This is a genomic window from Streptomyces sp. NPDC057638 (assembly GCF_042800315.1).
In the GTDB taxonomy this organism is placed as follows: Bacteria; Actinomycetota; Actinomycetes; order Streptomycetales; family Streptomycetaceae; genus Streptomyces.
Genome location: NZ_JBHVHF010000058.1, coordinates 12,051 through 32,760, shown reverse-complemented (window position 1 = coordinate 32,760; position 20,710 = coordinate 12,051). Strand labels below are relative to the sequence as shown.

17 protein-coding genes are annotated in these 20,710 nt (G+C 72.9%); 4 read left to right on the top strand and 13 right to left on the bottom strand.

Going from position 1 to position 20,710, the window contains the following annotated elements; translation table 11 throughout:
- Window positions 1-638: 638 nt before the first annotated feature.
- The 12 genes from moeZ to ACFVIM_RS11395 form a co-directional block, all read right to left on the bottom strand.
- Window positions 639-1,817, bottom strand: a complete 1,179-nt coding sequence (gene moeZ, locus ACFVIM_RS11450; RefSeq protein ID WP_384300469.1) for an adenylyltransferase/sulfurtransferase MoeZ — start codon at window positions 1,815-1,817, stop codon at window positions 639-641.
- 63 nt (window positions 1,818-1,880) lie between these two features.
- On the bottom strand, window positions 1,881-2,795 hold the full coding sequence (locus ACFVIM_RS11445; protein WP_384300468.1) for a spherulation-specific family 4 protein: 915 nt from the start codon (window positions 2,793-2,795) through the stop codon (window positions 1,881-1,883).
- On the bottom strand, window positions 2,783-3,748 hold the full coding sequence (locus tag ACFVIM_RS11440; RefSeq protein WP_384300467.1) for an NAD-dependent epimerase/dehydratase family protein: 966 nt from the start codon (window positions 3,746-3,748) through the stop codon (window positions 2,783-2,785). Before ACFVIM_RS11440 ends, ACFVIM_RS11445 begins: the two co-directional genes overlap by 13 nt.
- Window positions 3,745-5,058, bottom strand: a complete 1,314-nt coding sequence (locus ACFVIM_RS11435; protein ID WP_384300466.1) for a hypothetical protein — start codon at window positions 5,056-5,058, stop codon at window positions 3,745-3,747. Before ACFVIM_RS11435 ends, ACFVIM_RS11440 begins: the two co-directional genes overlap by 4 nt.
- 464 nt (window positions 5,059-5,522) lie before the next feature.
- The gene (locus tag ACFVIM_RS11430; protein WP_384300465.1) at window positions 5,523-7,514 is read right to left on the bottom strand and encodes a glycosyltransferase; all 1,992 of its coding nucleotides are present in this window, start codon (window positions 7,512-7,514) and stop codon (window positions 5,523-5,525) included.
- A gap of 201 nt (window positions 7,515-7,715) precedes the next feature.
- Window positions 7,716-9,794: a dipeptide ABC transporter ATP-binding protein gene (locus ACFVIM_RS11425; protein ID WP_384300464.1), complete on the bottom strand. Its 2,079-nt coding sequence runs from the start codon at window positions 9,792-9,794 to the stop codon at window positions 7,716-7,718.
- Window positions 9,791-10,780, bottom strand: coding sequence for an ABC transporter permease (locus tag ACFVIM_RS11420; protein WP_384300463.1), 990 nt, complete (start codon window positions 10,778-10,780; stop codon window positions 9,791-9,793). The genes ACFVIM_RS11425 and ACFVIM_RS11420 overlap by 4 nt, the downstream gene beginning before the upstream one ends.
- Window positions 10,777-11,712 carry an ABC transporter permease gene (locus ACFVIM_RS11415; protein WP_384300471.1) on the bottom strand — a complete coding sequence of 312 codons (936 nt, stop codon included), beginning with the start codon at window positions 11,710-11,712 and terminating at the stop codon, window positions 10,777-10,779. The genes ACFVIM_RS11420 and ACFVIM_RS11415 overlap by 4 nt, the downstream gene beginning before the upstream one ends.
- 59 nt (window positions 11,713-11,771) lie before the next feature.
- Window positions 11,772-13,499, bottom strand: a complete 1,728-nt coding sequence (locus ACFVIM_RS11410) for an ABC transporter substrate-binding protein (RefSeq protein ID WP_384300462.1) — start codon at window positions 13,497-13,499, stop codon at window positions 11,772-11,774.
- Window positions 13,500-13,847: 348 nt separating this feature from the next.
- Window positions 13,848-13,943 carry an Ms4533A family Cys-rich leader peptide gene (locus tag ACFVIM_RS11405; protein ID WP_384300461.1) on the bottom strand — a complete coding sequence of 32 codons (96 nt, stop codon included), beginning with the start codon at window positions 13,941-13,943 and terminating at the stop codon, window positions 13,848-13,850.
- 82 nt (window positions 13,944-14,025) lie between these two features.
- On the bottom strand, window positions 14,026-15,033 hold the full coding sequence (locus tag ACFVIM_RS11400; RefSeq protein WP_384300460.1) for a DUF3152 domain-containing protein: 1,008 nt from the start codon (window positions 15,031-15,033) through the stop codon (window positions 14,026-14,028).
- Window positions 15,034-15,720: 687 nt separating this feature from the next.
- Complete coding sequence (locus tag ACFVIM_RS11395; RefSeq protein WP_384300459.1) at window positions 15,721-16,695, bottom strand: alpha/beta fold hydrolase; 975 nt, start codon at window positions 16,693-16,695, stop codon at window positions 15,721-15,723.
- Window positions 16,696-16,888: 193 nt separating this feature from the next.
- Here ACFVIM_RS11395 and ACFVIM_RS11390 point away from each other — a divergent pair, with 193 nt between their 5' ends.
- The 4 genes from ACFVIM_RS11390 (at window position 16,889) to ACFVIM_RS11375 (ending at window position 19,373) form a co-directional block, all read left to right on the top strand.
- Window positions 16,889-17,224, top strand: coding sequence for a hypothetical protein (locus tag ACFVIM_RS11390; RefSeq protein ID WP_384300458.1), 336 nt, complete (start codon window positions 16,889-16,891; stop codon window positions 17,222-17,224).
- Between the two features lie 147 nt (window positions 17,225-17,371).
- Window positions 17,372-18,025 (top strand): TetR/AcrR family transcriptional regulator, encoded by a 654-nt coding sequence (locus ACFVIM_RS11385; RefSeq protein ID WP_384300457.1) that lies wholly within the window; start codon window positions 17,372-17,374, stop codon window positions 18,023-18,025.
- A 139-nt stretch (window positions 18,026-18,164) separates the two neighbouring features.
- A complete protein-coding gene (locus tag ACFVIM_RS11380) occupies window positions 18,165-18,392 on the top strand; it encodes a DUF3107 domain-containing protein (RefSeq protein ID WP_384300456.1) in 228 nt (75 codons plus the stop codon).
- A 711-nt stretch (window positions 18,393-19,103) separates the two neighbouring features.
- On the top strand, window positions 19,104-19,373 hold the full coding sequence (locus tag ACFVIM_RS11375; RefSeq protein WP_384300455.1) for a hypothetical protein: 270 nt from the start codon (window positions 19,104-19,106) through the stop codon (window positions 19,371-19,373).
- Window positions 19,374-19,473: 100 nt separating this feature from the next.
- Here ACFVIM_RS11375 and ACFVIM_RS11370 read toward each other — a convergent pair whose 3' ends face one another.
- A complete protein-coding gene (locus tag ACFVIM_RS11370; RefSeq protein WP_384300454.1) occupies window positions 19,474-20,235 on the bottom strand; it encodes a ferritin-like fold-containing protein in 762 nt (253 codons plus the stop codon).
- Window positions 20,236-20,710: the final 475 nt, after the last annotated feature.

The window sequence follows — 20,710 nt, the reverse complement described above, 5'->3', positions numbered from 1 at the left end:
GCCCGGCACCGGGCGGGCCGCCCGCGTATGAGCGGCGCCTCGCTCCGGGTCGGCTGGTTTCCCCTGGCCGGGCGGCAGAGCGCGCCCCGAGTCCGACGCCCGGCCGGTCCAGCGGAGCCACCGAGGATCCGGCCCGGCGCTCCGGCGGATGACGACGGTCCCGTACCAACTCCCCGGCGCCAACGGCCCCTTCCCCGTGCCGGCGGTCCGTTCCCCGTGCCGGCGGTCCGTTCCCCGTGCCGACGTACCCCCGTGCCGACGTACCAACAGTCCGTTCCGGCATCGGCAGCCCGCTCCGGGTGTGGCGGGCCACCACCCGGGCCCGGGGACCCGCACGGGCACCCGCGTACGTCCCGTACGTCCGGCGCGTGCCGTCCCGGCCCGGCGCACCCGATACCGTCCCGGTACGCACGGGCCGGGCGCCGACGCCCCAACCAGGCCGCGGACATGCCGCAGGGCCCCGTACCGGTATCGGTCCAGGGCCCTGAAAGCTGGTCGCTCATGCCGCCGTGGCCGTCAGCGGACCGCTCCGCTCCGTACGGATCACGGGACCGGTCGTCCACCCGCGCCGGGGCCCGGGGTCCGGCTCCCCGGACGGGGACTCCGGCGGGCGGACGGCGCCATGGCGGAGACGTTCCCTAGTAGACCGGCTTGTCCGGCTCGATCTGGTGGACCCAGCCGATCACGCCGCCGCCGACGTGGACGGCGTCGGCGAAGCCCGCCGACTTGAGCACGGCCAGGACTTCCGCGCTGCGGACACCCGTCTTGCAGTGCAGCACGATCCGCTTGTCCTGCGGGAGGTCCTGGAGCGCCTGGCCCATCAGGAACTCGTTCTTGGGGATCAGCTTGGCGCCGGGGATCGAGACGATCTCGTACTCGTTGACCTCGCGGACATCGATGATCTCGATGTTCTCGCCGTCGTCGATCCACTCCTTGAGCTGCTTGGGCGTGATCGTCGAACCGGCGGCGGCCTCCTGGGCCTCCTCCGAGACGACACCGCAGAACGCCTCGTAGTCGATCAGCTCGGTGACGGTCGGGTTCTCACCGCAGACAGCGCAGCCGGGGTCCTTGCGGATCTTGACCTGGCGGTACTGCATCTCCAGGGCGTCATAGATCATCAGTCGGCCGACCAGGGGGTCACCGACCCCGGCGAGGACCTTGATCGCCTCGGTGACCTGGATGGAGCCGATGGAGGCGCACAGGACGCCGAGCACACCGCCCTCGGCGCAGCTCGGGACCATGCCCGGCGGCGGGGGCTCGGGGTACAGGCAGCGGTAGCAGGGGCCGTGCTCGGACCAGAAGACGGACGCCTGGCCGTCGAAGCGGTAGATCGAGCCCCAGACGTAGGGCTTGTTCAGCAGCACACAGGCGTCGTTGACGAGATAGCGGGTGGCGAAGTTGTCCGTGCCGTCCACGATCAGGTCGTACTGCGCGAAGATGTCCATCACGTTGTCGGCCTCGAGCCGCTCCTTGTGAAGGATCACGTTCACATACGGGTTGATGCCGAGGACCGAGTCCTTGGCGGACTCCGCCTTGGAGCGGCCGATGTCGGCCTGGCTGTGGATGATCTGGCGCTGGAGGTTGGACTCGTCGACCTCGTCGAACTCCACGATGCCCAGGGTGCCGACACCGGCGGCCGCGAGGTACATCAAGGCCGGGGATCCAAGGCCACCAGCGCCCACACACAGCACCTTGGCGTTCTTGAGCCGCTTCTGCCCGTCCATCCCGACATCGGGGATGATCAGGTGGCGGGAGTACCTGCGGACCTCGTCGACGGTGAGCTCGGCTGCGGGCTCGACCAGGGGTGGCAGCGACACGGGGACTCCGTTGCGTCGATACATCAGTACGGTTGTTCCCTGGTAACACTGCCACGCGCCTCCTCATTCCGAGACACCCGGTCCGATCCGCGAGACGATTTCGTCCCAGTAGCCGGGCAGCGTGTCAAATGGCCCGATACGCGCCTTCTGGCGTCCCGGGCGACTCCCGGCACCCGCGCCCGTGGCGCCCGCCGGACCCGCGACACCGCCGATCCGACCAGCGCCGCCGGTCGGGCCGCCCCGCGCGCCCGAGGTGTCACGGACTCCCCGCGCGGCACGGATCGCGCGGTCGGGCCGGTCGGGCCGGTCGGTGAAGAAGATCGTGCCCGCGCCCTGCCAGCGGGCGATCCGGATGGCCTCCTCCAGATGTGTGCGCGGCACCCCGTGGACGACATGCGCGAAGCGCTCCGCCGGGTGTTCCGCGGTCCACTCCGCCACCTGGGACCAGCGGTACTGGGCCCAGCCGCCGGAGAAGGTGATCAACTGGTCGGCGGCTTCCGCGTAGCCGGGGTGCGGATGGCTGCCCTGCCCGAGAACGAGATACGGATCCGGCGCGACCTCTTCCAGCGTGGCCGCGACCCTCCGTACCGCCGTGAGCTTGTCCCGGTCCGTGGGACAGCGGTCCAGCAGGAAGCCGTCGACGCGGTACCACTCGGCGTAGCGGCAGGCGTCGGAGACGAGCGCGCCGAGGGAACGGGTGCCGTGGGCGAGGTCGAGATGGCCGAGCACCCGCACACCCGCGTTGGTCAGCTTGCCCGCCGCCGCCAGACCGTGCGGGTCGGGACGGTCGCCCGGACCGTTGGCGACATTGAGGACGACCCAGTCGAGATGGGCACCCTGGCGGCTCAGCTCACTCCACTCCTCCGGCGCCAGCAGCGGATGACCGCAGCCGGGCACCCCGAGGCCGAGCCGCCCCCATCCGGTGTGGCCCGGCGGGGAGTGCGTGGAGGCCGGGGAGGTCGCGGTCAGATCCGGCACGCCGCCTCCATCCAGATGTCCGCGAGCGACTCTTCGAGGTTGATCCGGGGCCGCCAGCCCAGCCGGTCCCGCGCGGTGCGCACATCGGCCTGCTGCCAGGCACCACAGCCGTCGGGGTACGGGACGGGGGTCGCGGCGAGATGGTCGAGCACCGACTCGGACCGCGGCGCTCCGATACCGGGGCCGGAGCGGCCGGGGGGCGCGTCGAGTTCATGGAGCGCGCCCGCGTACCCGGCGACCCGGGCGAGCACGGCGGCGGCGTCCCGCAGGCGCACGGCCCGGCCCGTACCGATGTTGACGACTCCCTGGGCGGCGGAGAGCGAGGCGGCGTGCACGGCGCGCGCCACGTCCCGTACGTCGACGAAGTCCCGCTGCACGCCCAGTCCACTGAGCTTGAGCTCCCCGTCACCGGACTGCATGGCGCGCCGCATGGCCTCGGCGAGCCGGCCCAGCGGGGAACCGGCCGGGGTGCCCGGCCCGACCGGGGAGAAGACCCGCAGTACGACCGCGTCCAGACCCGAGCCGAGGACGAGTTCGGTGGCGGCGAGCTTGCTGACGCCATAGGGGCCGCCCGGGCGCGGAACAGCGTCTTCCGCCGTCGAGGAACCGGGTTGGGACGGCCCGTACTCGGAACCGCAACCGAGTTGCACCAGCCGGGCGCCGCAGCCGCTGCGGCGCAGGGCCTCACAGACGGTGGCGACGGCGACGGTGTTGTGGCGGGTCAGGTCGCGGGCGCCGCCTCGGGTGGCGCCCGCGCAGTTGATGACGACTCCGGGGTGGACGGCGCTCAGGAAGCGGGTGAGCGCCCCGGGGCTGCCCCCGGCGAGGTCGAAGCGCACATCGGCGTCGTCACCCCGGCCGAGCGCGGTCAGATGGACCGCCGGATCGGCGAGCAGCCGGTCGGCGACGAAGCGACCGAGGAAGCCATTGGCACCGAGCAGCAGCACCCTCATCGCGCACCCCCGGGACGCTGATGGGCCGGGGCGGGGGGTTGGGGGGTCATGTCGCGTTCTCCTTCGGGGATATCGCAGGTGTCCAGCGGGAGGGTCGGTGGGGAGGTGAGGTCGTCGGTACGGGACGCCCGGACGCCGGACGCGCGATGAGCGGCCGGAGAGGCGTCGGGCCTACGGGGGCCGGTCGTCCGGAGGTCAGCCGTCCGGGAGCGGGTCGCGCCGCGCCCGGCCGTCCGGACGTCGGAGGTGCCGCGCCCGGCCGTGATCACGTCAGCCGGGGTGGGGTCAGGCGTACGGAGGTGGGGCGCGGGCCGCGACATGGTGTGGGCGGAGGCCCGCGCGAGGGTGACGGTGGCGTGCGCGAGCAGCACTCCGGCGGCGACCGCGCACGCCACCGCGGGCACGAGGGCCCAGATCCCCCCGAGCTCGACGTGTTCGACGCGTCCGGTGAGGGTCAGCGCGAGCAGCACGGCCTCGGCCGCGCAGGCGGCGGCGAGGCAGGTGGCGGCGACCCGGCGGCGGCCGTGGGCGGCCAGAAGCCCGGCCAGGAAGAGCAGGGCACCGAGGGAGAGGGTGGACACGAGCGCGTGACCACCGAGGCCGGGGGACCCGGGCAGAACGAGGTCCGCGAGGGCCAGAAGGGCACTCAGCCCCGCCACGTACAACAAGGTGACGGTCAGGGGCAGGGACCGGGTGCGGGTGGCGAAATCGGCGCGGCTGGTGCTCTGGTCGATCCGTCGCCGTGCCTGGGTGGTGAGAAGGCGTGCGCCCCACAGCGCGGGTGCGAGGGAGAGCGTGAGGGCGGCGAGGGGGACGGGTTCCAGTGGGGGCAGCGCGTCGGTGTGGGTGGTCAGCCGCGCGTCACCGGAGGCCGCGTAGCCGAGCAGCCACAGGGTCCAGGGCCACAGGGCGGGCCGGTGCTGGTGACGGGGGGCGCGCAGGGGCCCGTGGCGCAGCACCAAAAGCATGGCGAGCGCGACGGCGGCGCTTCCGCCGACGGTCACGGCGGTCCGTGGAGTGCCGTCGACGACCTCCCGCCCGGCGACGGTGAGCCAGGCGAGGGCTCCGGGCAGCAGCGCGAGCGCCACGGCCCGGGGGCGCCAGCGCCAGCCGCGCTCCGGCGGGTGCGCGGGCGTGGATTCCGGCGCGTCCTCCCGGGGCACCCGGGCGTGCAACTCCTCGGCGAGCGAGAAGACATCGCGGTGCCGGAAGCGGGCCGCGGCGCGGTCGGTGATCCCGTGCGCTTCGAGTCCCGCCGCGATCTCCAGGGGCCCGAAGGCCCGTGCGCACAGGGCGCGATGCCGGTGCATCAGCGCCCGCACAGGATCGGCGGAACCGGCGGCACCAGCGGGAACGGCCGACGCCCCGCCACGCCCCGGGTGGTACGCGCGGGGGACGCGGGGCCCCCGGCCGGACGCGGTACCGGTGGGCCGCGGGGACCCGTCCCAGCCGCCGGAGCGCCGGGGCGCGTCACCAGGGAGGCGGAAGAGACCACCAGGGCCGCGGGGCACCTCGCCAGGAGGTCGGGACGCGTCGCCAGGGGGTCGGGGCACGTCACCAGAAGGGCGCGGTGCGCCCCCACCAGAACGGGGCACGTCACCAGAGGAGCGCGGTGCGCCCCCACCGGAACGCGACACGTCACCGGAACGGGACACATCACCAGAAGGACGCGGTACGGCTCCGCCGAGACCCGGCGTGTCGCCAGCGGGACGCCCCGCGTCGCCGCCGGGACCGGGCACGTCACCAGAAGGGCGCGTGTCAGCGCGGAAGGTGGTCACGCGGCGCCTCCCGCGCGGGCCGCGACCAGGGAGACGCCGCATCCCGCGATGGACGCGGCACCATGGGACCGCCCGGGCGTCGTACCTCCTGGCGCATCCCGCCGCCAGCCCAGGGGAACCCATTCCTCGGGCGGCCGGGCGAAGAGCACGGGCTCCCCGCGCGCGCCGGTGGGCTCCCGGTGGACCGGGGAGTGGGAGATCAGCTCCAGGTAGGCACGGTGGAAGGCGGCCAGCTGCCGCTCCACGGTGAACAGTTCCAGCGCCCGGGAACGCGCCGCACCTCCCAGACGCGCGGCGCGCGCCGGATCGCGCACCAGCGCGAGGCAACGGTCCGCGAGCGCGCGGGGGTCCCGGGGCGGAACGATCAGCCCCGTACCGCCGACGGCCTCGGCGACCGCGCCGACGTCGGTGGAGACGGTGGCCCGTCCGTGGAACATCGCTTCCACGACCCCGAGCGGAAAGCCCTCGTCGACGCTGGACATCACCACCGCCACCCCGGACGCGTAGACCTCGGCGAGCCCGCGTGCTCCCAGGGTCCGCCGGTCGACCAGGGTCACGGCGGCCCGCCCCCCGCCGGGACCGGGGAAGAGATGGGAGACCAGGGACTCCGCCCCGGCGCGGCAGCGCGCCTCCACCGGGCCCCGCGCGGGCGGGGCGACCAGTCTCAGCAGGGCCCCGGGCTCCTCGGCGCGTACCTCGGCGAAGGCGTGGAGAAGAGTGGCGAGGTCCTGACCGGGACGGAAGCGACCGGTCCAGACGAGCGTGCGGGGATCGCCGCCGTACTCCCCTGCTCCGGCCGGGTACGGACGATCACCCTCGTCCCCGCACCCCGGCGCGGGCCCCGGAACGCCCCCCCACCCGGTCCCCTCCCCGCGGGTCCCGGCGGGACCGGGCCCGCCCGCGCCGACGGAACCGGACCAGAACCCTGATCCGGAGCCCGCCGGGAGGTCCGCCGGGGCGCGGACCGCGGCGGCGAGACCGGGACCACCGCCGGGAACCGCCGTACCGCGCGCCCCCGCCGCGACCCCCGGGGAGATGATCCGTACCCGCGCGGGATCGGCACCGCATCGCAGCTGCCAGCGGCGGGCGTGGCCGTCGCCCGGGGTGACCAGGGCCGCCGCGCGGTACACGGCCGTCGCCAGCCGGAACCCGAAGCCGGTCAGCAGGGCACGCACCACCGGGTTCGCCCCGCTCGCCGCCACCGTCAGACAGTGACGGCGCAGGAGTACGTCGTACTCCGTGACCAGCAGGGGAACCCCGAAGAAGCGTTTGGCCAGGAGACCGGGGAGCGCCCCGCTCCCGGCGGCGGTGGCATGGCAGAGGTCGACGGCGGCGAGCCCGTCATCGCCGTACCAGTCGTACGAGAGGGGGCGCAGGGCCCGGGCGAAGGCGTCGGCCAGCGCGAGGCAGTCACGGAGGCTCGCGGTAGCGCCGTACGCCCCGCGCACGCCCGGCGTGCGGCAGAGTCTTTCGATGGCGCTCAGGGCGGACTCGGATCGGAGGGCGGCGGTCAGACCGCCGTGGCCGACGGCGAGGTCGGCGAGCCCGTGCAGACCACGGGTGAAGGGATCAGTCTCATCAGCCCCAGCAAACCCAGGGATCCCTGTGGAACCGGCGACCCCACGGCCACCGCTGACCCTGGCGGAGCCGTCCCGCCCGTCCCATCCACCGCGCCCGTCACGGGCACCATGCGCACCAGGGGCGCCGTGGGTCTCTTCAGGGGTGGCGGCTCCGGCGGGAAGCGCGCTCAGCAACTCCTCGAAGTGGGCGAGGAAGCGACGGCGCTCCCGCCGTCCGTACGCACGCCCGGCGCGCACCTCCGCGCGCCCCCCGCCCGTCGGACACGCACGCTCGGCGAGCCCTCCGCGAGCGGTCCCGTCCGCCACGGCGTACACCGTGAAGTCATGCTGGACGAGTCCATGCGCCAGCTGGCCCCACCATGCCTCGAACTCACCCGACGCACGCGCGTAACCACTCTCCGTAAGCAACGCGATCCGCACGAGTGCACCCCCGTCTCCCTGTGAAGCTGGCCGCCATCGCTCCGGCGACTCACAGCGGGATGACGGTAAGCCGGTACGGCGGTGGCGCGGCGGACGGTTGTCCGTCGCGCCACCGGAAGGGGTGAATGCACGTGACTTTCACACCCTCTTCGCGTTCCGGCGCGCTATCAGAGATTCCGTAACGGAGTGTCAGACCTCTGCGGAGAGCTGGGGGTCGGCCAGTCCCTGGCGGCTCACGCGGCGCTCCCGTGCGAGCCGGGGATCCAGGGTCGGCACCGCGGCCAGCAGACTCCGGGTGTACGGGTGCTGGGGCGAGCCGTACACCTCACCCACCGTCCCCTGTTCCACGATCCGCCCCTGGCGCATCACGGCGACCCGGTCGCTGATCTGCCGCACCACGGCCAGATCATGGGCGATGAAGACCAGGCCGAGGCCGAGCTCCCGCTGAAGTCGCCGCAGCAGAGAGGTGACCTGGGCCTGGGTGGTCACATCGAGCGCGGAGACGGGTTCGTCACAGACGATGAGCCGTGGCTCGGCCGCCAGGGCACGGGCGATGCCCACGCGCTGGCGCTGCCCCCCGCTGAACTCATGCGGATAGGCGCCCTGACGGCCCGGATCGAGCCCCACCCGCTCCAGGGCCTCACCCACCCGTTCACGGATCCGCCGCTCGTCGCGGAGCCCGGCGGCCCGCAGCGGGTCGGCGATGGACTCGCCGATGGAACGGCGCGGGTTGAGGGAGGACACCGGATCCTGGAAGACCATCTGGAGCTCACGCCGGAAGGGGCGCAGCGCCCGTTCGGAGAGGGCGCCGATATCGGTGCCGTCGTAGCGGACCGTGCCGGAGGTCGGGTCGAGCAGCCGTACCAGGATCCGGCCGAGGGTCGTCTTGCCGCTGCCGCTCTCGCCGACGATACCGAGGGTCTCCCCGGCACGGACGGAGAGGTCGACCCCGTCGACGGCGACGACCCGCCGGGCACCCCGGCCGAACTCCCGCCGCAGTCCGGCGACATCGAGAAGCGGAGGAACTTCGAGGAAGGTGGTGCCGGTGGTGCCGCCAAGGCTCTCCGCCGCCGGGCCCCTGACCACGAGGACGGCTGCGCCCGGCGCACCGGGCGCCCCCGGCGCACCGGACAGCCCCGGCTCACCCGACGCATCCAGCTCACCTGGCTTACCCAATGCTCCCAGCTCGCCCGACGCACCCGACGCCTCGACACCACCCAACGTGCCCAGCTCGCCCGACGCACCCGACGCCTCGACACCACCCAGCTCGCCCGACGCACCCGACGCCTCGACACCACCCAGCCCACCCGGCTCCGCCGACTCCGCCGGGCGCGTCTCACCCCCCGCCCGGCCCACGGCGTCCACCCCGCGCACCGCGTCCACCCGGGGCACCGCCGCCAGCAGATCCCTGGTGTACGGATGGGATGGCACGGTCAGGACATCCGTCACCGGTCCACGCTCCACGGCACGCCCGTCCCGCATCACCACCACCTCGTCGACGCTCTCCGCCGCCACTCCCACATCATGGGTGACCAGCAGCAGCCCCATCCCCGTGGCGGAGCGCAGTTCGTGCAGCAGATCGAGGATCTGGGCCTGCACGGTGACATCGAGCGCGGTCGTCGGCTCGTCGGCGACGAGCAGCCGCGGTTCGCAGGCCAGCGCCATCGCGATGAGCGCGCGCTGGCGCATCCCGCCGCTGAACTCATGCGGCCGGGAGCGGGCGCGCCGGGGCGCGTCCGGGATGCCGACACGGTCGAGCACCTCGACGGCACGGGTCCGGGCGGCCCGCCGGGAGGCACCGGTGTGCACCCGGTAGACCTCGGCGATCTGGTCGCCGACGGCGTAGTAGGGGTCGAGCGCGGAGAGCGGGTCCTGGAAGACCATCGCCGCCACCTTGCCCCGCAGCGCGCGGAGTTCCCTGGTGGTGGCCGCGCCCACCTCCGTACCGCCGACGCGGACGGATCCCGAGATCCGCGCGCCGGTTCCGCGGTGGAGGCCGAGGAGGGCGCCCGCGACGGTGCTCTTGCCGCTGCCGGACTCGCCGACCAGGCCGAGCGCGCGGCCGGGCGCGAGGGTGAGGGAGAGCCCGTCGACGGCACGCGCCCCGCCGGGGAACTCCACCACCAGATCGGTGACCTGGATCAGCGGCTCCCCGTCCGCCCCCGGGCCGGCCCGGCCGGCCGGGGCCGGCTCCCCCACGGACACCCCTCCCCCAGCCGATACCAAGGACCTCAAGGCCCCCGAGGCCCCCGCCACCGGTTCGGTCATGACAGCACCACTCTCCGGTCGGCGGCGGCATAGAGCAGATCCGCGACCACGTTCGCCAGCACCACCGCGGCGCCGATCACCAGCACCACGCCCACCACCACCGGCAGGTCGATCACCTTGACCCCGTCGATCAGGGTCTTGCCGAGCCCGGGGATCCCGAAGAGGGACTCGGTGAGCACCGCCCCGCCGAACATCGTGCCGACGTCCAGCGCGCTGAGCGCGATCACCGGTGGCACGGCCCCCCGCAGCGCGTGCCGCCCGACGAGGGAGCGTTCCCCGACCCCGTACGCCCGGAAGGTACGGATATGGTCCTCGGCGAGCGTCTCCAGGGTGGCGCTCCGGGTGAGGCGGGCGTACTTGGCGGACTCGAAGAAGCCGAGGGTCAGCCAGGGCAGCAGCATGTTCCACGCCCACTGCTCGGGGTTCTCGGTCAGCGGGACATAGCTGGGGAACGGCAGCCAGCGCAGATAGGCGCAGACGACCATGAGCAGCAGCAGTCCGAGGATGAAGACCGGCATTCCGGTGGCGGCCAGGGTGAGCACGGTGAGCAGCCGCTCGGTGATCCCGCCCCGGCGCAGCGCGGAGAGCAGCCCGGTCCCCACCCCGATGACCAGCCAGACCACCATCGCGCCGAGCGCGAGGGAGGCGGTGGCGGGCAGCCGGTCCAGGATCAGCTCGGTGACCTGCTGGTCGGTCTGGTACGAGAGGCCGAGGCAGGGCGCTTCACAGCGGAGGGTTCCGGTGCCGGAGCTGATGTCGCGTCCCAGGAAGAGTCCCCGGAGGAACTGTCCGTACTGGGTGATGACGGACTCATGGAGTCCCAGGCGCTCCCGCACCTGCGCGATCTGCTCCGGGGTGCAGCGGTCACCGCAGGCGAGCCGGGCCGGATCGCCGGGCGCCAGATAGAACAACCCGTACACCAGCACCGACAGCACCAGCAGCACCACGGCCGCGCCACCGAGCCGTCGCAGCACATAGGCCGTCAACGGAGGCCCTCCTTCCGGGTACCGACACGGAGCCTGCTGGCCTCGCGCGGATCGAGGGCGGTCCGGACGGCGTCACCGAGCACGGTGAACGCCAGCACCGTGATGAACAGCAGCCCCGCGGGCAACAGGACATACATCGGGTCCGCCCGGAACCAGGTCTGCGCGGTCGACAGCATCTGCCCCCAGGACGGCGTCGGGGGCGTGACCCCGACGCCGAGGAAGGAGAGCGACGCCTCCACCACGATGTTCACGGGCAGCAGGATCGCCGCGTACGTGATGACCGGCGCGGCCAGCGACGGCAGCAGTTCCCGGCGGGCGACCGTCCAGGGGCCGCGGCCGCTCAGCCGGGCCGCGGCGACGAAGTCCAGCTTCACCAGGCTGAGGGTGTGCGCCCGGACGATCCGGGAGACACCGCCCCAGCCGAGACCGCCGATGATCACCACCAGCAGCAGCGGACGCGGGAAGTCCGGCGGAACGACGGCGGTCAGCGCGATGGCGATGACCAGCATCGGCAGCGCCACCATCACATCGGTGGCGCGGCTGAGGAACGCGTCGAGACGGCGGTGGCCGAGCCCGGCCGCCAGCCCGATGACGACCCCGATGGCGAGCTGGACCAGGGTGGCGCCGACGGCGACCAGCAGGGAGACCCGGGCCCCGTAGAGCAGCCGGGCGAAGAGGTCCCGGCCGGTGCCGGGCTCCACGCCGAGCCAGTGCTCGGCGCTGACCCCGCCGAAGGATCCGTGCGGGACGCCGCCGCGCGCGGAGTCGACGAGATCGTCGTGGTACGTGTACGGATCCTGCCCGGCCAGCTGCGTCAGCAGGGGCGCGGCGAGGGCGAGCAGGAGCAGCAGGCCGAGGAGGCCCGCCGACACCAGCGCGGCGGGGCGGCGGGCGAGCCGCCGCAGCGCGCTGGACGCGGGAGCGCCACTCACCCCCGCGCCGGAACGGGCACCCGTGTCGGAACGCGCGCCCGCCCCGCCTGCGACAGCGCTCACTTGACCGCGACCTGCGAGATGTCGAGCACACCGGTCCAGTCACTGATCACGATGTTCTTGACGTCCTTGCCGTACAGCCGCTTGTAGACGGGGTGGAACAGCGGCACGTCCAGCGCGAGCGCCCCGATCCGCTTGTCGAGCGCGCCCCAGCGCGGAGCGGCGGCCCGCAGATCGGTCAGCTTGTTGATCTCGTCGATCTCCCGGTTGATCGCGGGGTCGTTGAGCTGCGCGTGGTTGTAGTTGGAGCCGTCCTTGACGATCTGCCGTCCGTCGAAGATGGGCGCGAGGAAGGGCGCCCCGGACGGCCAGTCGGCGCCCCAGCGGGAGAGGAAGAAGCCGGGCGCGTCCTTGGCGCTCCAGCGCTTCTCGTTGAAGGCGTTGTTCTCCAGGCCCTGGAGCTTGACCGTGATCCCGGCCTTGGCCAGCGCCTGCTGCACGGCGGTGGCGACCTCGGGGCTGGTCTGCCGGTTCTGGGCGGTGGAGTGGGTCAGGGTGATGGTGAGCTTCTCCTGCCCGGCGGCCTTCAGCAGCTCCTTCGCCTTGGCCGGGTTCCCCGTCTTCCCGGCCGGGAAGTGGTCGTACGGGGTGTGGCCGAACGCCTCCTTCTCCGGCAGGAAGGTCGTCGCGGGCTCGGCGAGCGCGGAGCCGCCCGCCGCGTTGATCACGCTGGTGCGGTTGATGGCGTACGAGATGGCCTGGCGCACCCGGATGTCGTCGAACGGCTTCACCTTCGGGTTGAACGCGAGGTAGTTGACGTATCCGAAGCGCCCGGTGCCGACCCGGGAGGCCAGCTCCTTCTCCCCGGCGGAGCCGCCGATCTGCGCCAGTTCGGCCGGGCCGAGGTTGGTGTCGGTGGTGACGGCGGCGGCGTCGACACCGGAGCCGGTGGAGAGCCGCTGGTTGATCACGGCCGCGTCCAGGCCCGACAGGACGTCGATGCGGTCGGGGTACGCCTTGCGCTCGGCGTCGGTCTTCTCGGACCAGTGCGGGTTGCGCTCCAGGACGAGCCGCTCGCCGTCGCCCTCGTTGCGGACGACCTTGTACGGGCCGGAGGAGACGGGCCGCTCCTCGTACTTCGTCCCGGTGTCCTTGGCCTTGGGGACGGGCGCGAACTGGGTCTGGGTGGCGACGAACGGGAAGTCGCCCTCCGGCTTGCGCAGCTTGAAGACGATCGTCCGGTCGTCAGGGGTGACGATCGAGGCGAGGCCCTGGGGGCTCTTGTAGGGGCCCTGGTAGTCGGCGCCGCCGATCAGCCAGTCACGCAGGAAGGGCGCCCCGCCGGAGAGCTCGGCGGCGAAGGAGCGCTCGATGCCGTACTTGATGTCGGCGCTGGTGATGGGGGTGCCGTCGTCGTACTTCAGCCCCTCCTTGAGGGTGAAGGTCCACTCGGTGGCGTCCTTGTTGGGGCGGCCGGTGTCGGTGGCGAGGTCGGGGACGACCTTGGTGCCCTCGGCCCCGTCCTCCCGGTTGCGGGTGGTGAGGGTGCGGAAGACCAGCGAGGGAACGTTTCCGCCCCCGGAGGTGTAGAGCCGTGCCGGATCGAAGTCGGCGTGCGGCTCGGCGTTGAGCACGGTCAGCGTGCCGCCCTTGCGCGGCGCGCCGTCCTTACCGGCGTCCTTGGCCCCACCGTCCTGGGGACCCGCGCAGGCGGCGACCCCGGACATCACGACCAGGCCGAGAGCTGCCGCCGTCACACGACGGGAGAGGGGGGACAGTTGACGCATCGGAAGTCGACTCCTCGGTGTCGAAAAAGGTACTTATTCGCAGAACTTCGGACAGAAGCAGAAGGACGAAGTCATCCGAGCAGACGGAGTTTGTACGGAAATATCCTCGATGAGGGACCGCCGGCGAGAGAACACCGACACGAGAAAGCCGACACGAGAACACCCCGGGAACACCACAAACCGCGCCCACGGACGACGGACGCCCGGAGCGCGGCGGAAGGAGAGGGGAACGACCTCACGGACACGGAGCGGGCACGACCGGGGGCCCGGCGGAAGAGCCGGAACCGGGGTCAGCACAGAACAGAAGAGTGTCCGCGACGGAAGGGCCGACGCGCGCTCGGGCGGATATCAGCGACAGTGCACGTCAGCGACGCTGTGCCCGGTCACGCCGATCAGCGCCAGCTCAATGGCGGCGCGTTCGAAGGCGGCGTGGCGGTGTGACATGCGGAGAACAATGAACGACCCCACCGGCCGGTGTCAACGCGGCGTCCGGCGCCCCACCCGGGCACCGGAGCCGCGCCATGCCTCAACTCGCCGGATACGGCCAGGGGTTGGGGCGGCAGGTCACCCCGTCGACACGGAGGGATTTCGTCTGCTGCTGCATCGCGGGCGCGAGCGCGCCCTTGGTCCGGCAGTTCACATGACCGTGACCGAGCCGGTGGCCCACCTCGTGGTTGATGAGCATCTCGCGGTAGGCGTGCATGGCACGCGGGCCGTAGGTCGGCGACCCCTGGGCCCAGCGGTAGGCGTTGACGACCACCCGGTCGGTGGCGGCCGCGTCACAGGAGACATTCCCGATGGAGGTGTCGAGGCCGGATTTGGCACACCAGACATGGGTGGTTCCCGGACTCGCCAGAGTGATGACGAATTCCGGTTCACCGGAGGAAATGCGCTCGAATGTCATCGCCCCGTCATGCGCCCAGCTGCGATCGTCATTGAGGGTCTTCTGGACGGCGGTCGCGAAAAGCGCGCCGTCCATTCCCAGACCTTTCTCTATGTCGACCCGATAGCGGATCTTCCGACCCTGGCCCGGCGCCCGGTCAAAGCCCGGAACCGCCTCGAATTCACCATCGGCGGTCAGCGCGGGATCGATGGGCAGCAACGCGGCCATGCGCTGCTCGTAGGTCGGCGCCGCGGGCGGCCGGACGGTGGCGCCATGGGGCTGCCGGTTGTCGGATCGGGAGGCGGACTCCTCCGCGCCCCGGTCCTCCCCGCTGACGGGCTGGGCCGGACGGGACGCCCCGGCCTCATCGACCTGCCCGGCGACGACGACCGCGAGCACGGCGGTCACGGCCAGACAGGCAACACCGGTCAGGGTGCGGGCCTTGCCCCCGGCGGGACGCGTGGCGCGCTGACGCGAGCCGGGCCGCCCGTCGTCACCGTCGGCGGCACCGGCGTCCAGGTCATCTGCGGGCCCGTCGGGGGACTCCTGCCGAGGGCCGGGTATCCGCGACCCGGTCCCCGCCGAGCGGGGCCGGGGCGCGGTGGGGGCCCCTGCCTCAGTGGCCGCGGGACTCTGGGGTACGGCCGGCATCTGCGCGGTGACGGTGGCCTGTGCCGCCCCGGGGTTCCGGGGCGCTCCGGGAACGGGCGGAACGCCGGGAGCGGGCACGGCGGGCTGCCGCGCCACCGTGGGTGCGGCGCCCCAGCCCCCGCCCGGCTCATGCTGCTCGGGGTGCCCGCCCCGGGTGAACCCACCGGGGCCACCGGAACCGGAGAACCCTCCGGGCCCGTTCTGGGCATGACCGGCGTGACCGGGATGAACGGCGTGACCGGCTCCGGCGTGACCGGGATGGACAGCCCCCGGATGGACGGCACCCGCCTGACCGTGCCCGCCTCCGGAATGGCCGGGCGCACCGCCCTGGGCCTGAGCGGGCATCCCGGGGGCGGACCGCCGCCCCGGAACGCCGTGGTCGGAGACGTGCCCGGGACCGTACTCGCCCGGCCCCGCGCCGTACGCCCCCGGCCCGGGACCGTACCCGGTGCCACCGTCGCCGGTGCCGTACCCGCCAGGACCCGGAGAACGCTCGGCGCCCGCCGCCCTGCGACGGCGCCCGGTACCCGGTCCCCCGGCCTCCCGCTCAGCCGGTTCGTACGGCCCGGATCCCCCCGGTCCATGCCCCGGCGGGGCGGCGGAGGGGACGGAAGGGGCGCCCTCGGCGGGAGTAGGGGCAGGTGCGGGGGCGGGGCCCTTGCGGCTGTGTCGTCCCACGGGACCCGATCAGCTCCTCGCGGCGTCGTCGGTGAGCAGGCCCCGGACGGCCGCCGCGACCTCGTCCGGATACTCCATCATCGCCACGTGCCCGGCGTCCGGGAGCGTCAGCAACCGGGAGTCACGGAAGGCGGCGGCGGCCCGGTTCGCCATGCGGTACCCGACGAGCCGGTCCCGGCCACCGTAGACCAGGAGGGTCGGTGCGAGAACCCGCTCGGCCTGACGCCACAGCCCGTGCTGGCCGCCGAGGGTGTAGGCGTCGACGATGCCGCGCGCGGAGCGGGTCAGCGCGTCCCAGAAATACGGGAGCTGAACCCGGCGCTCCATCTCCTCCACCGCGTGGCGCATGGCGTCCCCGGAGACGCGCCCCGGGTCGCCGTAACAGAGGTCCACCACGCCCCGGGCGCGCCGCTCGGCGGTCCAGTCCCGGCTGAGCCGGGCGAAGAGCGCGGCGGCACCGGGCATCGCGAGCAGCCCGGTGGGCACGGCGGTGCGCTGCACCCGCAGCTCCGGCAGGGCGGGCGAGACGAGGGTGAGGGTACGCACCAGATCGGGACGGACGGCGGCGATCCGGGTGGCGACGGCGCCGCCCAGCGAGTTCCCCAGCAGATGGACGGGGCCGCGTCCGCCCGCGTCGAGCAGCCGGATCACGGCACGGGCATGGCCGGTCACCGAGTAGTTGCCGTCGTCGGGCGGGGGCGAGTCCCCGAAGCCCGGCAGGTCGACCGCCGCGCCGTCGACGGCGTCCGCGAGCAGCGGCATCAGCGCCGACCAGTTCTGGGAGGAGCCGCCGAGGCCGTGCAGATAGAGCGCGGGCGGCAGCCCGGCACGCGTCGGCGGCCGGGAACGGACGGTGAGCGTGAGGCCGGACAGAGCGACCGAGCGCAGTTCCTCACCCTCGGCGACCCGGACGGCCGGGATGCCTCGCTCGCCGTACGCGGTGCTGGTCGCGGCGCGGACTCCCGGCAGCTCGGTCGAAGACATAGCGGCAATGTTACGAGACGATCACACCGCGAACCGTGTGTTCGGCGTCACACATCGCATAGCGCCGGGCTGAGAGAACTCCTACGCTCGAAGAAGAGGCCCGCCACGGGCCCATCCGGCTCACCGGCCACGGCCGCACCGGGAGCCACGGCCGGGGCGGGAACGAGTCCCGAACGAGGGAGCGCGGTGCCGTATGGCCGTCGATGCCACCGGCCCGGAAGCGCCCGACGCGAACGCCGGAGACCGCTACACCGGGTCCACACCCCCCGAGAGGAACGCGGAGAGCTTCGAGGAGAACTTCGCCGCCGACCCCTACCCCAACACCGCCGACTCCGACGACGACGCCGCCGCCGACAGCGCGAACGGCCTCGGCGAGGAAGTCCCCGAGGCCGACGCGGCGGAGCAGCACACGGAAGTGAGCCAGCGCACCGACGACCCCCCGCCCCGGGCCGAGAACACCTCCGCCAACGTGGCGGACGCCCTGGAACAGACGCGTGTCGTCGCCCTGGACGAGGACGACTATCGATGACCTGCCCCTCTTTGCCCCCGAATCGGGAGCTGCCGGGACTGTCCGGTCCATGAAATTCTGCTTCCGCGACGCGCATGGCCGGGTTACCCAAAAGTACGATGGCGGGCGCGGCGCACACCGCGTAAGGAACGAATTTTGGGAGGCGGCGTGACAGCCATCGAGCAGACAGAGGCGACGCGCCCACGAGGCACACGCCTGCCACGCCGAGCCCGCAGGAATCAGCTCCTCGGCGCCGCACAAGAGGTATTCGTGGCCCAGGGTTACCACGCGGCCGCGATGGATGACATCGCCGAGCGGGCCGGAGTGAGCAAACCGGTTCTCTACCAGCACTTCCCCGGCAAACTCGATCTCTATCTCGCCCTGCTCGACCAGCACTGCGAGGCCCTGCTCCAGGGCGTGCGCACCGCCCTCGCGTCGACCCACGACAACAAGCAGCGGGTCGCGGCGACCATGGACGCCTACTTCGCCTACGTCGAGGAGGAGGGCGGCGCGTTCCGGCTGGTCTTCGAATCCGACCTGACCAACGAACCCGCCGTACGGGAACGGGTGGAACGGGTCTCCCTCCAGTGCGCCGAGGCGATCTCGGACGTCATCGCCGAGGACACGGGCCTGTCCAAGGAGGAATCCATGCTGCTGGCCGTGGGCCTCGGCGGAGTCTCCCAGGTGGTGGCCCGCTACTGGCTCGCCAGCGACTCCGGGATCCCCCGCGACACGGCAGTCCACCTGCTGACCTCCCTCGCCTGGCGCGGTATCGCGGGCTTCCCGCTGCACGGCACCGACCACCAGCCCGACCAGCGCTGACCCCGGCCGGAGGACCCGGCGGCCCCCTGTTCGCTCCTGGCGTTCCCCCAGGCCACCGTCGGGCCCTCTGACCGGGCTAGTGTGTGCGGGGTACGGCGCGGCTGGCCGCGCAACGCTGACCGTTCGGAGGGACACGGCCGTGGAGGTCAAGATCGGCGTGCTGCACACGCCGCGGGAGATCGTTCTGGAGAGCGGACAGTCCGCCGAGGAAGTCGAGCGCGCGGTGGAGGAGGCCCTGGCCGGCAAGGCCCAGCTCCTCTCCCTGACGGACGACAAGGGCCGCAAGGTCCTCGTCCCCGCGGACCGGATCGCCTACATCGAAATCGGCGAACCGGCCACCCGCCGCGTCGGCTTCGGAGCTGTTTAGTTTTTTGCGGTTCGTTCTCCCCCAGGCGGAGCCTGGGGGAGAGATTCTCAGACGCGCCCCTTTGGCTCAGAACCGACCTCGGGTAGAGCGAGCCCTCACACGGAGCTACTCACCGGCAGAGCCCCATGAGCGAACCCGGTGGCCAAACTCCCACGGGAAATCCGGGGGCGGGCGCCCTTCGCGTGTCGACAACGGGTCACGGCCCCACCGACCGCAACCACCGCAGCCGGGGGTCAGGGGGCACGTTCGGGGGGTGCAGGGTCGCCCCCGCAGGGAGTGGCGGAGATCCAGGTCTCACGAGACCGACGACGCCTCGTCCGCCGCTCACGAGGAGGTGAGCCCGGAGGCCACCGAACCCCGCAGACAGAAGACAGCGGCAGCGACAGACAGCGCACCCGCCACACGGACGGCGGCGGCAGCGACAGACAGCGCACCCGCCACACGGACGGCGGCGGCAACGACAGACACCGCACCCGCAGCCCGCGGACCGCACACCACACGAGCGACGCACAGCGAACCCGGCCGCCCCCGGGCGCATCGGCACATCAGCGCCACCCCCCTCCAGCCGCTCTCGACAGCGCGCCACGCGACCCCGCAGCCCCCCTCAAGAGGCCCACGCGGCGGCCCCGCGACGAGGGTTGTGTTCTGAGGGCGACGGGTAGTTACGGGCTACGACCCGCCCCCGATCCGATGTGCGCGAGGTGATCAGCAGTGCTGTGGGAAGCCCTCGGTTCCGTCCTGGTCGGCCTCGCCCTCGCGTGGGGTGCCGACCGCCGTCTCACGGACCGGCTGCCGGGACGCCGGGTGGTCCTGCTCACCGGCCCGCTCGGAGCGCTCTTCGGGGCCTGGGTGACACACGCGGCGCTGGGGCCCGGCCATCTGGCGGGGACCCTGATCGGGGCGGCGCTGATCGGGACGGTTCTGCTCTCGCTGCTGCTCCGGCCGTCGACCCGGGCGCTGCGCCGGGCGTTCCCTCTCTGACCCGCCACCCCTTCTGACCTGCGCCCGGCGACCCGCCCCCGTGCCCGCCCGGTGGCGGGACACAGGGGGCTACCGGCCCCGGTAGCCACAGGCGCGGTCCTCAGGCGGCGAGGCCCAGGGCCGCCATCCGCTTGGTGTGGGCCTTGGTGATGCGGGTGAACATCTCACCGACCGCCGCCAGATCGAACCCGCCCGCGACGCCGCCGACGAGCATCGTGGAGAGCGCGTCACGCTCCGCCACGACCCGCTGGGCCTGGGAGAGCGCCTCCCCCATCAGCCGTCGCGCCCAGAGCGCCAGCCGTCCGCCGACCCGGGGGTCGGCCTCGATCGCGGCCCGCACCTTCTCCACGGCGAAGTCGCCGTGGCCGGTGTCGTTGAGGACCCCGATGACCAGGGCCCGGGTGTCGGAGTCCAGCCGGGCCGCGACCTCCCGGTAGAAGTCCTGGGCGATCGAGTCACCGACGTACGCCTTGACCAGGCCCTCCAGCCAGTCGGACGGGGCGGTCTGGCGGTGCCAGTCGTCCAGTGGCTGGGCGAAGGGCTCCATCGCGGCGGTCGGGTCGACCTCGATCGCCGCCAGCCGGTCGCGCAACCGCTCGAAGTGGTGGAACTCGGCGGAGGCCATCTTCGCCAGCTCCGCCTTGTCTCCGACGCTGGGGGCGAGCTTGGCGTCCTCGGCGAGCCGCTCGAAGGCCGCCAGCTCGCCGTAGGCCAGCGCCCCGAGCAGGTCCACGACGGCCGCGCGGTACTGGGGGTCGGCGGACGCGGCGGTCCAGTCCATGGCCGCGATACCGGTGGGTTCGGCGGCGTCGTGTTCGGTGGCGTCGCCGGTGTGTCCGGCGGCGTTGTCAGGCGTCTCCATGCAGCGCACAATAGCCCGCTGCCCGGCCCCGCTCAGGGCACGGGAGGCCCGGTCCCGGCGGCTCCCGGCGCCACGCGGACGCCCTGGGCCTCCACTGGGCCTCTCCGGGGAGTAGTCAGGGCCCTTCGGTTGCTTCTCCCGGAGATCTCCGGAAGGCTCCGGCGAAGATCTCCGGCGGCTCTCATGAGGGCGCCTAGTCGATCTCCGTCAGGACCTTCCCGGGAATTCGCCCAACACACATGCGCGAATCCGGGGTACAGTGGTAATGCGCCCGGCGAGTTTTTTGCGATTCTCGGTGGGCGATCACCGTGTTTGACTGAGGGATTCATTCCTTCCGAACCCCCATGAGGATGCCCGGTCGGTGGCACGATCGGCTCCGACCCGACCGCCCTCCGTGCGGGCCGCGCTCATGTGCGACCGCAGAAGAGGGGCCCCCTCAGCGGCGAGAGCGCTAGAGCGACGGCAGTGGTCCCGC